Source organism: Haloplanus salinarum (genome assembly GCF_024498175.1).
Lineage (GTDB): Archaea > Halobacteriota > Halobacteria > Halobacteriales > Haloferacaceae > Haloplanus > Haloplanus salinarum.
Window position 1 is genome coordinate 2,408,852 of record NZ_CP101823.1, and the last position, 13,469, is coordinate 2,422,320.

Sequence of the window (13,469 nt, forward strand, 5' to 3'; positions counted from 1 at the left end):
CACACGGATCGTCGTAACCGTTCACCGGTGGTTCGTCAGGTCCGGCGAACCACCGATACCGACACACAATAAACGGGCTCACACCGCGTAGTTCGCGACCCAGTAGGCGACGTACGCGCCGAGGAGGAGGACGCCGGTGGGACGCCCCACTTTCCCCCGGTAGAAGGCGGCGGCGACGATCAGCAGCGTGCCGAAGAAGAAGGGCCAGTGGACGGTCATCACCGCCCCCGTGGTATCGAGGGGGCGGACCAGCGCGATCAGCCCCGCGTTGGCGCTGACGAAAAAGAGCATGCTCCCGACGACGTTGCCGACGCCGATGTGGGGGCGCCCCCGGCGGACCGGTTCGACCGTCAGGAACAGTTCCTCCAGCGACGCGATGAAGCTCATGACCGTCGCGCCGAAGGCGAGGCCGGTCACGCCCAAGAGAGTGAGCAGGCCCTGTGCCCCCTCGACGGCGATCTCGGAGCCGACGGTCATGCCGACGGTGGCGAGGAGGGCGATTCCGAGAAACGCCGCCCCCTCGTGGCGCTCGGGGACGTGTTCCTCGACGAAGTCGTCGACGTCCAGATCGAGGTCGACGTCGAACCACTCGTCGTCCTCGTCGATGCCCGGGTCCTCGTCCTCCATGATCTCGACTTCCTCCGCCGAGAGATAGCGGGTGTCGGTGTAGCGTTCGAGCGTGTAGATGACGGCGAGGTAGGGGACGAACGTCGCGGTGAGGACGGCGCCGTCGAACCGCGAGAGCGTGCCGTCGAGCGCGAGGCCGAAGAAGAGAAACGGAGCGAGGAGGGTGATCCCGAGGTAGTTCCGGGGGACGTCCGTCTCGAAGGGGACCAACACGCCGGCGAGGCCGACGGCCGCCCCGAGGATGAACAGCGCCTCGCCGAAGACGGTGCCGAGCGCCAGGTCGGGCAACTGGTCGTACGCCGCCGCGACTCCGAGGATCACGTTCTCGAGGTCCGTCCCCGCGAGGACGACGGTGAGGAAGAAACCGGAGACGCCGAGGGCGAGCGCTCCCTCGGCGACGGCCTCGATGAACGTCTCGACGCTGACGATGACGACGGCGACACCGACCAGGAACAGCACGACCGAGACGAGTTCGCCCGAGGGTCCGAGTACCATGCGAGTTGCAGGGAGAAACGGAGGGGCCGACATAAATCCCGGCGACACGGCAACCCGCCGTCGACGCCGCCCGTCGGCGGATTTTATATCGGGGGCGGGAATACTACGCCCGATGCGCTTGGGTCAGTTCAGTACGTCGGCGTCGGAGCGGCCGTGGTGTGGCGTGATCGTGGACGACGAGACGGTGGTCGACCTCGCGTCGGCGGGCCACGCGGCGGGCATCGACGTACCGCGTCGGCTGTCGTCGCTGCTCGACCGGTGGAACTGGGCGGAGAAGGCGTCGATGGCGGTGGCGTACGCCACCGAGACCGGGACGGGGCTGGTGTCCCGCGAGGACTGTCGCCGGCACGCCCCGGTGACCGATCCGGGGAAGGTCGTCTGTGTGGGCTTGAACTACGAGGACCACGCGCGGGAACTGGACCTGGCGATCCCCGACGAGCCCGTGCTCTTCTCGAAGTTCCCGACGGCGGTCACGGGGCCCGGCGACGAAGTCACCTGGGATCCGACGTACACCTCACAGGTCGACTACGAGGCGGAGCTCGTCGGCGTCGTCGGCCGGGAGGCCCGCGACGTCCCGGTCGAGGACGCGTGGGAGTACCTCGCCGGGATCACCGTCGGCAACGACGTGACCGCCCGCGACCTCCAGGAGCGCGACGGGCAGTGGGTCCGGGGCAAGAGTCTCGACACCTTCGCCCCGATCGGGCCGGACCTGGTGACGCTGGACGAGGTCGACGACCCCCACGACCTCGACGTCTGGACGGAACTCGACGGGGAGCGCCTGCAGGACTCGACGACGGCGAACTTCATCTTCGGGCTGGACGAACTCCTCGCCGCGTGTAGCCGGGCGTTCACCCTCCATCCCGGCGACCTCCTGTTCACGGGGACACCGCCCGGCGTCGGGACGTCCCGCGACCCGCCGGTCTCCCTCGACGACGGCGACCACGTGACCGTCGGCCTCGAAGGCGTCGGCGAACTCACCAACGTCTGTCGCCACCGGTCTCCCCAACGGTAAAGTCGATCGGCCACCCGAGGGAGGATATGCACGGGCCCGTGGGGGGAAGGGTCGCCGGCCGCGCGGACGCGACACGCGGGGTGGTACGGTGAGCCTCATCGCCGTCGTCGAGATTGATCACCCGGACCTGGCGCTCGCGCCCACCGTCCGCGAGACGGCGGCGTCGATCCAGGTAGTCTCCCACACGGCGACCGACCCCGAGACGGGGATGTTCTTCTTTCTCGTCGAATCCGACTCCTTCCGGACGTTCGAGGCGGCACTCGGCCGCGACCACACCGTCGAGGAGTCGACGCTGATCGCCGAAGCGTCGACGACCCGGATCTACCGACTCCAGCACACCCCGGGGACGAAGCTCGTCTCGCCCATCACGACCGAGATGGGCGGTCTCACCCTCGAAGCCGGGAGCACCGACACCGGGTGGTCGGTCCGGTTACAGCTCCCGGACCGGGAGACGCTGAGCACGATCTGGGAGTACTGCGACCGCGAGGGTATCGACTTTCGGATCGACCACATCTACAGCCTCGACGAGTTCGCCGTCGACGACGGGGTGGGGCTCACCGACCCCCAGCGCGAGACGCTGGTGACCGCCTACGAGGCCGGCTACTTCGAGGAACCCCGCGACACCTCGCTACAGGAACTGGCGGACGAACTCGGCATCTCCCCGACGGCCGTCGGCGGCCGCATCCGACGCGGAACCTCGCGGCTCATCGAGCGGACGCTCCTGTCGGACGAGTGATCTCATAAACGCCACAGGTGAGACACCCGCAGAGTCAACGGGCTGCTCGAACATCTTCGCCCATGAGCACTGCTACCACGGATCCCGAGCGGATCCACCACGTGCACCACGACGGGACGGACGGCCCCCTGAGTGACACCCTCGTCGACGCCGTCGCCGCGCTCGCGGACACCGATCCGGAGGACCTCCCACCGCTCGACTCCCGAATCAACGTGGCCGCCCTCGACGGACTGTGGAACACGGCGGGCGACGAGCGACCACCCGACGGCTGTCTCACCTTCACCTACGGCGGCTTCGCCGTCGTCGTCCGGAGCACCGGCACCGTGTTCCTGCGCGAGACGGAGTGATCGAAATAGTTCGAATAACATATATTAATACCTAATATTCTATGTATTGATACGGCGTCCCGCGAGTCGCCGTCACAGTGGAGACAAGATTCGTTGTACCATTCCGTCTAAAAGTGAATATCACTCGACTGTTCTCGGTGTGAACTGCGTTTCATGTTCCGTTAGCCGAATGTTTCCTCCGCCGTCGATGGGCTATCGGTAACCTATCGGCTCAGGATGAGTATATATAATTTGGTAGTTCCGGTCAGACGAGGGCGACGTGGTCGTCACGTGGCTCCCAGAGGGCACCGGTCAGCCGCCGGTCGTGGACCGCATCGAGCGTCTCGCCGACGGTCCAGCCCCACTCGCTCGCGGCCGCGCTGACGGCACCGAGGGCGACGTCGGGGTCACCCAGCGCAGCGACGACGGCGTCGACGTCGGGGTCGGCGGGGACGTCGGCGGCGAGCGGTGGCGTCCGCTCCCACGACACGTCGTGGCCGGTGACCGCGTGGTGGCGGCGGTAGAAAGCCACCACCTCGTTCGGGTCGGTCGCCGTCGTCCGCTCGGTGCAATCCGGACAGCACGCCACGAACGGGACGTCGTCGGCCGTCACGCGTTGTAGGCCTCCTGGGCGAGTCGGTGGAAGCGGTGGAGGGTGTGTTCGTTCGGGCCGAGCTGTCCCTGTCCGAGCGCGCCGGACCGGAGCCCCTCGTACTGGCGTTCGACCAGTTCGAAGTCCTCCTCCTGGAGCTGGCGGCTGGTCCGGACGAACTCCTCTTCGGCCTCGGTGAGCTCCGGCTCCGCGAAGTAGTAGTCCGCGATCAACTGGAAGCGCTCCTCGTCGATGGGGTCGACGATGTAGGTGCCGTAGCCGTCGGCGGTACCGTACATGTTGACGGTGAAGTTGGGCCAGAAGTAGTGGAACTGTGCCTCGTGTTCGTCGTGGATGCGGAGTTCGTCCTCGACGTCCTCCTCGTGGGTGTAGTGGAGCACCCAGTGGTAGTCGTTGACCTCCAGCGCCGACTCGTCGAGCTGGATGCCCGTGATCCAGTCCTGGTGGTTCGCTTGGCAGTGGTCACACTCCGAGTAGTTCCCCCCGAAGGTCTTCCAGTTGCACGCCACCTCCGAGACGTACCGGCGGGCGTGCTGGTACTCCTCGAGCGGCAGGGACTCCAGACGCGTCTTCAGCTTCCCGGCCTGTTCGGCGAGGGAGAGCGGCGGATCGTCGGCGAAGTTCAGGAAGACCAGCGGCCCGATGCTGTCGGTCCGGACCTCCAGTAACCCGTTCTCGTCGGGGTCGAGGCCGGCCACGTCCGAATCGTCGAGGTCCGGGTTGAGACTCGCCTCCTCGAAGCTCCGCGGCGTGCTCCGCAGGTCCCCGTCGAGGTCGTACGTCCAGAGGTGGTACGGACACTGGATCCGACCCATGTTCCCGGGGTCGGTCATCGGCGTGTCCGCGACCATCTTCGACCCGCGGTGCGCACAGACGTTGTAGAACGCGCGCACGTCGCCGTCCTCGTCGCGGGCGACGATCACCTGCTTGTCGCCGACGGTGCGGGTGAAGTAATCGCCGGCGTCGGGGATGCAGTTCTCGTGGCCGGCGTACACCCAGTACCGGGAGAACACTTTCTCTTTCTCCATCTCCCACACGTCGGGGTCGGTGAAGTATTTCGCCGGCAGGGCATTCGTCTCGTCGGTGATATCGGGGCTCACGGCCTGCACCTCGTCGACGTCCTCGTTCCACCGTGTCATGTACCGACACGTCGACGGCGGGACCCCAAAGTCCCTAACCTGTCTCACGTGAGGTGCTTAAGTACCCGATTCGTGTTATTACAGCAACACGGTATCGCAGCGACGGTTCGTTCGATATTCAGTCGAAAAGCGACTGTTCGGTCGGTCGTAAGGCGTTCGGTTCGTCACCCGTCGATTCGGCTGCGGCGCCACGTTTCGGTGTCGTCCACCTGGTTGAAGGTGTAGATGTGGAGCCCCCGGATGCCGTAGTCGGGGTCGGCGGCGTACGGTGCCAGTCCGTCGACCAGGTCGTCTGGGGTGTACTTCCCGCGCGACCCGACGAGTTGGCGGACGAACCCCACGATCCCGCTGGTCTTCCGGAGGAAGCGCACCGAATCCCCGACGCCGACCTTCTGTGAGATGCTCAGCAGGCGCTGATACTTCATCACGCCGGGGATGCCGACCTCGACGGGGAGGTCGATCCCGCGGTCCCGAACCGTCTCGATCCACCGCCGGACCGCCTCGGGGTCGTAACAGAGTTGCGTCGTGAGATACGTCGCGTGGGGAGCCTTCCGCTCCATGGCCTCGGCCAGCGTCCGATCGTCGAGGAAGTCGTGTCCCTCGGGGTAGCCGGTGATGCCGACCTCCTCGAAGGCGTAGCCGAGGTCCTCGAGCGCCACGAGGAGGTCGTGAGCCGATTCGAACTCGCCGATCGGGTCCTCGCGGTCCCCGCCCGGCACGAAGATATCGGTGATACCCGCGTCGGCGAGTCGGCCGGCGACCTCGTCGAGGTGATCCCCGTCGCGCACGTAGCGTGCGGCGACGTGGGGGATGGGGTCGTAGCCGCGGGCCGCCGCCCGCTCCGACCACTCCACCGTCGCGTCGAGGCCGAGCTGTGGCGAGGCGGTGACCGCGATCTCGGCGCCATCGGGAAGTCGTTCCATCTGCCCCTCGAAGCTGTCGAAGGGCATCAGCTCGAAGCGGGGATCGGCCAGCAGGCTCGATGCGTCGTCCGGGTGTGTGGTGAGAGACATGTCGAATCCGGGCGTTGGGGGTTGGGTCGGCTGGCGGTTATGGCTGTCGGGAGATCAGTTCTCGGAGTCCTGGCGGGCGTTCAGCTTCGCCTGCTCGCGGGCGCTCGGGTTGACCGACTCCTTGAACGGGACCTCCGCGACCGTCGCGTACGCGGGCTCGCCAGACTCCTCGGCGTACTCGTCGGGCAGATGGACCGCGAACTCCAGATCGAGGTCCTCCTCGTAGATCTCGTCGTTCAGGAGCGCGTCGGTCTCGGACTGTAGCTTCTCCGCGGGCACGAACCCGAGTCCGATGTTCGTCTCGAGGTCGGGGTTCCACCACGGCGAAGTCATGTAGCCACACTCCTGGCCCGTGTCGGGATCCGAGATGATCCAGAAGTCCGGCGCGTACTCACGGATCGGCTCGCCGGCGATCTTCAGGCCGACCAGCTTGAGATTGAAGGGGTACTCGCCGTTCTCGATCAGCTCCTTCTGGCGTTCGAGTTCCGCCTTGCCGACGTAGTCTGCGTCCTTGTCGTCGGGGACCTGGTAGCCGAGGTTGACCTGGAACGGCGAGGTCTCGTGATCCATGTCCTGCCCCCACGAGAGGATGCCGGCCGCGATCCGGCGGTGGTGACCGGGGGCGATCTGTCGACCGCCGTGGGCCTTCACCGTCTCCATCACGGGGTCCCAGACGCGCTCGGCGTTCTCGCTCGCGTCCTGGACGTAGATCTCGAAGCCCTTCTCGCCGGAGAAGCCGGTCTGGCTCACCAACACCGGACAGCCGTCGATCTCCGCCTCCATCAGCCCGTAGTAGGGGATGTCGCTCACCTCGTCGCCGACGACCTCGACCATCACGTCCTCGGAGAGCGGTCCCTGGATCTGCATCGGCGCGACGTCGATCTCGTCGATCTCCACGTCGAAGTCCATCCCGACGTTGACACCCTGGATCCACTGCATGAGCGTCGAATCGGAGATGGAGAACCAGAACTCGTCCTCCGCGATCCGCAGGAGGATCGGGTCGTTCAGGATGCCGCCGTCCTCGTTACAGAGGATGACGTACTTCCCGTGCATCGGGTCGATCTCCGTCGCGTCGCGCGTGATGAGGTGGTTAGTGAGCGCCTCCGCGTCCGGTCCCTTGACGCGGATCTGTCGCTCCACCGCGACGTCCCACAGGGTCACGCTCTCGGTCAGCGCCTCGTACTCCTTCATCGCGCCGCCGTCTTCCGGCTCGACGAGGCCGCGCGGATGGTAGATCCGGTTGTAGACCGTACAGCGCCACGCCCCCTCCTCGTTGAACGACTTGTGGAAAAAGGGCGACTTCCGGACCCGCGTCGAGACGAGCATCTCGATGCCCGGATCGCCGGTCTGTCGTAGGTTCCGTGGCAGCGTCCGATCCGACTGATCGATCTCCGGGTGGTTCGGGTGGGCGTCGGCCGAGGAGTGGTCGTCTGTCATCGATCGTAAACGTTGGTCTCCGGACCCATAAGGATACACCTCAGCTATCTCGGGCGTATAAGAGGGATCCGCCGAGCGGCATCTTCTGTTAACAAATATAGTATTGTTAATTAAAGGACGTTCTCGTTCCGTACGACCGAGCCAAAGCGTCAAGACACTCCCCTTCGAACCCGGGCGTATGAGTTCGAACGACGAGCGGCGCGACGTCATCGTCGTCGGCGTCGGCGGCATGGGCAGCGCGACTGCGTACCACTTAGCCGACCGGGGGGTCGACGTGCTAGGACTGGAGCGGTACGACATCCCTCACACCAACGGATCCTCCCACGGCATCACCCGCATCATCCGGCGGGCGTACTACGAACACCCCTCGTACATCCCGCTGATCGAACGGGCGTACGAGCTCTGGGACGACCTGGCCGACGAGACGGGGCGGCCGGTGATCCACCGGACCGGGTCAATCGACGCGGCCCCGCAGGGCAACGAGGTGTTCGAGGGGTCGCGCCGCTCCTGTGAGGAGCACGACATCCCCCACGAGGTGTTGACGGGGGCGGAGTGTAACGAGCGGTTCCCGGGCTACGACCTCCCCGCGGACTACCGGGCGGTCTACCAGGAGGACGGGGGCTTCGTCGTCCCGGAGCAGTCCATCGTGGGCCACACCGAGGCCGCCCAGGCGCGGGGTGCCGAGATCCGTGCCCGCGAGGGCGTCTACGACTGGGCACCGACGCCGGACGGCGGCGTCCGCGTCTGGACCGACCGGGACACCTACGAGGCGGACCGGCTCGTCCTCGCGGCGGGCGCGTGGAACTACAAACTCGCGGACGCCCTCTCCGGGCTGGCGGTGCCCGAGCGACAGGTGCTCGCGTGGTTCCAGCCCGAGACCCCGTCGCTGTTCGAACCCGACAGCCTCCCGGTCTGGAACATCGAGACGCCGGAGGGACGGTTCTACGGTCTCCCCATCTACGACGTGCCGGGGTTCAAACTCGGCAAGTACCACCACCTCGACGAGGCGGTCGACCCTGACGACTACGACACCGACCCCCAGCCACAGGACGAGGTGGTCCTCCGCGACTTCACCGAGAAGTACTTCCCGAAGGCCGCCGGGCCGACGATGAGCCTCGCCACCTGCATGTTCACCAACTCCCCCGACGAACATTTCATCCTCGACCGACTACCGGATCACCCCCAGGTGACCGTCGGCGCGGGCTTCTCCGGCCACGGCTTCAAGTTCGCGACCGTCATCGGCGAGATCCTCGCGGATCTGGCGGCCGACGGCGACACCGATCACCCCATCGAGATGTTCCGTCTCGACCGGTTCGACCGCGCTTAAACGTCGCAGGTGAGGCACCCGGAACCTTTTGATCGGTTCGGCGAGACGTACGGGACGTTCCATGAGTGCGGATACCTCACTCCCGGAGTCGGCACGGACCGTCGTCGTCGGGGCCGGCGCGGTCGGCTGCAGCGTCGCGTACCACCTCTCGGCGCTCGGCGCCGAGGACGTCGTCGTCGTCGATCAGGGCCCGCTGCCGGTCACCGGCGGATCGTCGACGCACGCGCCCGGTATCATGTTCCAGACGTCGCCGTCGAAGCTCATGACGAAGACGGCCCACTACACCAGTCGTCTGCTCTCCGACGCCGGCGTCTACGACGAAGTCGGCGGCATCGAGGTCGCACGATCGGAAGAGCGGATGGACTTCCTCCAGCGGCGGGTCGAACACGCCACCGCATACGGCCTCCCCGACCCGCAACTACTGACCCCCGCGGAGGTGACCGACTACCTCCCGCTGGTGAACGAGGACGCCATCCGCGGCGGCTACTACTCGCCGACCGACGGCCGAGTCGACGGCGTCGCCGCCCTACAGTGGTACATCGAGGAGTCCGACGCGGACTTCTACGGGCACACGACGGTGACCGACCTCGACGTGACCGGCGGCGAGGTGACCGCCGTCGAGACCGACCGGGGGACCATCGCCTGTGACCGCTGTGTGCTCGCGACGAACAACTGGGGCTACAAGACCGGCAAGCTCGCCGGCCTCGACCTGCCGATCGCTCCGGTCGAACACCAGTACGCGGTCACCGAGCCGCTTGCCGACCTCGCCGGCGCGGACCCCGCGACCCGCGTCGACACCGCGGACCTGGAGGTGCCCGGCGACCGCCGCATCGCCGACGCGATGGGCAAGGCGCCGAGCCGCCCGGTCGGGCGCGACCAGGACCACTCGCTTTACTTCCGCACCCACGGCGACGCGCTCGGCCTCGGCTCGTACAACCACGAGTCGCTGACGGTCGACCCCGACGCCATGGGCGAAAACACCGCGGAGCGACAGGCCTCCGTCCACGACTTCACCGACGAACACTGGGAGCGGGCGACCCACCCCGACCGCGACACGTCGCCGAAGCGGGCCTTCGAGGAACTGCTCCCGGTCACCGAGGGGGTCGACTTCTCGGCGACCGAGAACGGCATCTTCGTGTTCACCCCCGACGGGATGCCGGTGCTGGGCGAGACGGCCGCCGTCGACGACCTGTGGACCGGGCTCGCCATCTGGTGGACCCACTCCGGCGGGTACGGGAGGATACTCGCGGAGTGGATGGAGACGGGCGTGCCGAAGCTTCCCGACGGCCCCGTCGACACGGGCGCCATCCACGTGAACCGGTTCGCACCCCACGCCGGCAGCAAACGCTACTTCGTCGACCGGGGGGGCACGCGGTACCGCCAGGTGTACAGCATCGTCGAACCCAACTGGCAACCCGACGATCACCGCGGCCTCCGGCGGAGTCCTTTCCACCGTCGGCAGGAGGAACTCGGCGCCGAGTTCGTCCAGAGCGGCGGCTGGGAGTCCGCCCAGTGGTACGAGTCGAACGCCGACCTGATCGACCGCTACGCCGACCGCATCCCCGAGCAGGAGGGGTGGCAGGGGATCAACCGCTCGCCCATCGAGGGGGCCGAACACCTCCACACCCGCGAGCACGTCTCCATGTTCGACATGACGTCGTTCAGTTCCATCGCCGTCGAGGGCGCGGGGGCCGCCGACTTCCTCCAGCGGGTCTGTAGCAACGACGTCGACGTCGACCCGGGGCGGGTGCGGTACTCGCTCCTCCTGAACGAGGGCGGGAACATCCTCGCGGACGTGACCGTCGTCCGGCTCGGCGCCGACGAGTTCGTGGTGACCACCGGCGGCGGCAACTCCCCGGGCATCCACGGGGCCTGGCTGAAGGAACGCGCCCCGGACACCGTCTCGGTCACCGTCGAGGAGGGCGCCCGCACCACCGTCGGGCTCTGGGGGCCGAAATCGCGGCTCCTGCTCCAGCGCGTGACCGACGCCGACGTCTCGGCCGAGGGGTTCCCCTACTTCTCCGCCAAGCGGCTGTACGTCGGCGAGGTGCCGGTGCTCGCGCTCCGGGTGTCCTACGTCGGCGAACTGGGCTGGGAGCTGTGGGCGCCCGCTGAGTACGGCGGACGCCTCTGGGAGGTCCTGTGGGAGGCGGGACAGGACCTCGACGTGCGCCCCATGGGCGGCGGCGCGCTGGAGTCGATGCGCCTGGAGAAGGGCTACCGACTCTGGGGGACGGACATCGACACCGACGTCGGTCCGGTCGCGGCCGGCCTGGAGTTCGCCGTCGACACGGACACCGACTTCGTCGGCAAGGCGGCGCTGGCCGAGCGTCGCGACTCGGGCGTCGACAGCCGGATCGTCCCGCTCACGCTCGACGACTCGACGGATCGCCTGCTGAGCGGCCGCCCCGTCACGAAGGACGGCGAGACGCTCGGCTACGTCCAGGCCGCCGACTACGGCTACAGCGTCGGCGCCTCCATCGCCTACACATACGTGCCGACGGAGCACGCCGACCCCGGAACCGCGGTCCGGGTCACCTGCGAAGGGGAGACGTACGACGCCACCGTGCGCGAGGAACCGCTGTTCGATCCCGGTCGGGAGAAGATCCTGCGCTGACACCCGGGACCCGACGCTTCACGGAACACCAAGCTTTATCTGACATAACGAGAACCAATCTATGTGGCTCACTGCCATGGGTGCAGCTACCCATGCACAGGAACCGACGACCCCCCGCGAGTGGCGGTGGAGCGACCGAGCGGTCGCGGACAACACGACAACCGACGATACGAGCACACGACCCATGAACGACCCACGACGGACGACCGGCGACTGCTGGACGGAGGTACAGTATGGCTGAATCGGACGAGACGACCGGCGAGATGTCCGACGGGTTACAGGTGGAGCTGTTCCACCCGGACTCGGACCGCGAACCCGGCGACACCAACATCCAGGCGCTCGGCTTCGACATCCACCCCGTCGTCTTCCCGGTCGCGCTGGTGATCATCGCCCTCTTCATCGCGATCACCGTCTTCTTCCGAACGCTCGCGCAGGCGTTCGGGTGGACGATGGTCGTCACCCAGGAGACGGCCCAGGAGAACGGCTGGGAGGTCCTTCGACAGATCCAGGACGGCGTCGTCGTGTACCAGACGGCCAACGACGCGTACAACGTCATCTTCAACTTCATCGGCACCAACTTCGGCTGGTTCTACCTGCTCGCGGTGAACCTCTTCATCGTCGTCCTCCTCTTTTTCGCGTTCAGCAAGTACGGCAAGATCAGGATCGGCGGCGTCGAGGCCGAGAAGGAGTTCAGCGACTTCTCGTGGATGGCGATGCTGTTCAGCGCCGGGATGGGGATCGGCCTCATGTTCTTCAGCGTCACCGAGCCGATGTTCTACTTCAACACGCCGCCGTCCTACTTCGGCGCCGAGGCCGGTACCGGCGCCGCCGCCGCGGCCGCGATGGCCCAGACGTTCTTCCACTGGGGCTTCCATCCGTGGGCCGTCTACGGCCTCGTCGGCCTCGGCCTCGCGTTCTTCTCGTTTAACCGCGGGCTCCCGCTCACCTTCCGGTCGATCTTCTGGCCGCTGCTCGGCGACCGGATCTACGGGTGGCCGGGCCACGTCATCGACCTCGTGACGGTGTTCGCGACGCTCTTTGGCCTCTCGACGTCGCTGGGGCTGGGGGTCGCACAAGTGAACAGCGGGCTCTCCTACGTCTTCGGCAGCGGGATGCTCGGTGTCGCGGACGTTCCCACCGGAACGACCCCGCAGGTGTTGCTCATCGCCGGCATCACGGCCATCGCCACGCTCTCGGTCGCGGCGGGTCTCGACGGCGGCGTCAAGCGCCTGAGCACCATCAACCTCTACCTGATGTTCGCCCTGCTCGGGTTCCTGTTGCTCGTCGGCCCGACGGTGTTCATCCTGGGGACCTGGGTCGAGGGCCTGGGCGCGTACTTCCAGAACATCCTCGGACTCGGCTTCTTCACCGGCACGCTCTCCCCCGCGGCCAACGGGACGCCGACCGGGTGGACCGTCTTCTACTGGGGCTGGTGGATCGCGTGGTCGCCCTTCGTCGGGATGTTCATCGCCCGCATCTCGAAGGGGCGCACCATCCGCCAGTTCGTGCTCGGCGTGCTGTTCCTGCCCTCGCTGTTCTCGACCATCTGGCTCTCGACGTTCGGCGGCAGCGCGCTGAACAGCGCGCTCGGCGGCGGTGCCGTCCAGACCCAGTACACCGAACTGGGCTACGGCGCCTTCGAGACCCTGGGGATGTTCATCACGCTGAACCAGTACCCGCTCGGCATCGTCTCGGGGCTGCTGGCGACGCTGCTGGTGATCACCTTCTTCGTCACCTCCTCGGACTCCGGATCGCTCGTCATCGACCACCTGACCTCCGGTGGCAAACACGACGTGCCGAAGGCCCAGCGTGTCTTCTGGGCGGTCACCGAGGGTGCCGTGGCGTCGGTGCTGCTGATCGGCGGCGGACTGACCGCCCTGCAGACGGCCGCGATCACCACCGGCCTCCCCTTCGCCTTCATCCTCTGTCTCATGTGTTACACCGTCTACCTCGGGCTCAGCAACGAGTACGAGATCCTCGAATCCGAGGAGTTCGCCGAGACCATCGAAGAACTCTCCGACCGCGAGAACGTCGACGTGGTGACCGCCGGCGACGAGATGGTGACGGACGTCAGGGAGGGCGACGACGCCGCAAGCAGCGACTGACGGCCGCCCCTCGGCCGGACCG

Annotated in this window: 11 protein-coding genes; 6 read left to right on the forward strand and 5 right to left on the reverse strand. The window is 66.9% G+C overall.

Annotated elements, in window-relative coordinates:
- Positions 1 to 78: 78 nt before the first annotated feature.
- Positions 79 to 1,122 (reverse strand): sodium:calcium antiporter, encoded by a 1,044-nt coding sequence (locus NO364_RS12510; RefSeq protein WP_257627681.1) that lies wholly within the window; start codon positions 1,120 to 1,122, stop codon positions 79 to 81.
- 112 nt (positions 1,123 to 1,234) lie between these two features.
- Here NO364_RS12510 and NO364_RS12515 point away from each other — a divergent pair, with 112 nt between their 5' ends.
- The 3 genes from NO364_RS12515 to ddfA all read left to right on the forward strand — a co-directional run bounded on the left by NO364_RS12515 (position 1,235) and on the right by ddfA (position 3,217).
- Positions 1,235 to 2,134: a fumarylacetoacetate hydrolase family protein gene (locus NO364_RS12515; protein ID WP_157690516.1), complete on the forward strand. Its 900-nt coding sequence runs from the start codon at positions 1,235 to 1,237 to the stop codon at positions 2,132 to 2,134.
- 88 nt (positions 2,135 to 2,222) lie between these two features.
- On the forward strand, positions 2,223 to 2,870 hold the full coding sequence (locus tag NO364_RS12520; protein ID WP_257627682.1) for a helix-turn-helix domain-containing protein: 648 nt from the start codon (positions 2,223 to 2,225) through the stop codon (positions 2,868 to 2,870).
- 62 nt (positions 2,871 to 2,932) lie between these two features.
- Positions 2,933 to 3,217: a DdfA family disk-determining factor gene (gene ddfA, locus NO364_RS12525; RefSeq protein ID WP_257627683.1), complete on the forward strand. Its 285-nt coding sequence runs from the start codon at positions 2,933 to 2,935 to the stop codon at positions 3,215 to 3,217.
- A gap of 244 nt (positions 3,218 to 3,461) precedes the next feature.
- Here the strand turns inward: ddfA and NO364_RS12530 are convergent, their stop codons facing one another.
- The 4 genes from NO364_RS12530 to NO364_RS12545 form a co-directional block, all read right to left on the reverse strand.
- Positions 3,462 to 3,809 (reverse strand): hypothetical protein, encoded by a 348-nt coding sequence (locus NO364_RS12530; RefSeq protein ID WP_157690513.1) that lies wholly within the window; start codon positions 3,807 to 3,809, stop codon positions 3,462 to 3,464.
- Positions 3,806 to 4,948: an aromatic ring-hydroxylating oxygenase subunit alpha gene (locus NO364_RS12535; RefSeq protein WP_257627684.1), complete on the reverse strand. Its 1,143-nt coding sequence runs from the start codon at positions 4,946 to 4,948 to the stop codon at positions 3,806 to 3,808. The genes NO364_RS12530 and NO364_RS12535 overlap by 4 nt, the downstream gene beginning before the upstream one ends.
- A 164-nt stretch (positions 4,949 to 5,112) precedes the next feature.
- Positions 5,113 to 5,961 (reverse strand): methylenetetrahydrofolate reductase, encoded by an 849-nt coding sequence (locus tag NO364_RS12540; RefSeq protein ID WP_257627685.1) that lies wholly within the window; start codon positions 5,959 to 5,961, stop codon positions 5,113 to 5,115.
- A gap of 54 nt (positions 5,962 to 6,015) precedes the next feature.
- Positions 6,016 to 7,398: an aminomethyltransferase family protein gene (locus NO364_RS12545; protein ID WP_157690511.1), complete on the reverse strand. Its 1,383-nt coding sequence runs from the start codon at positions 7,396 to 7,398 to the stop codon at positions 6,016 to 6,018.
- 178 nt (positions 7,399 to 7,576) lie between these two features.
- On the opposite strand from NO364_RS12545, the gene solA reads away from it, so the two are divergent.
- The 3 genes from solA (at position 7,577) to NO364_RS12560 (ending at position 13,447) form a co-directional block, all read left to right on the forward strand.
- Entirely contained in the window at positions 7,577 to 8,725 is a 1,149-nt protein-coding gene (gene solA / locus NO364_RS12550; RefSeq protein ID WP_257627686.1) for an N-methyl-L-tryptophan oxidase, read from the forward strand.
- A 61-nt stretch (positions 8,726 to 8,786) separates the two neighbouring features.
- Complete coding sequence (locus tag NO364_RS12555) at positions 8,787 to 11,342, forward strand: GcvT family protein (RefSeq protein WP_257627687.1); 2,556 nt, start codon at positions 8,787 to 8,789, stop codon at positions 11,340 to 11,342.
- 233 nt (positions 11,343 to 11,575) lie between these two features.
- Positions 11,576 to 13,447: a BCCT family transporter gene (locus NO364_RS12560; protein WP_199243658.1), complete on the forward strand. Its 1,872-nt coding sequence runs from the start codon at positions 11,576 to 11,578 to the stop codon at positions 13,445 to 13,447.
- Positions 13,448 to 13,469 lie beyond the last annotated feature (22 nt).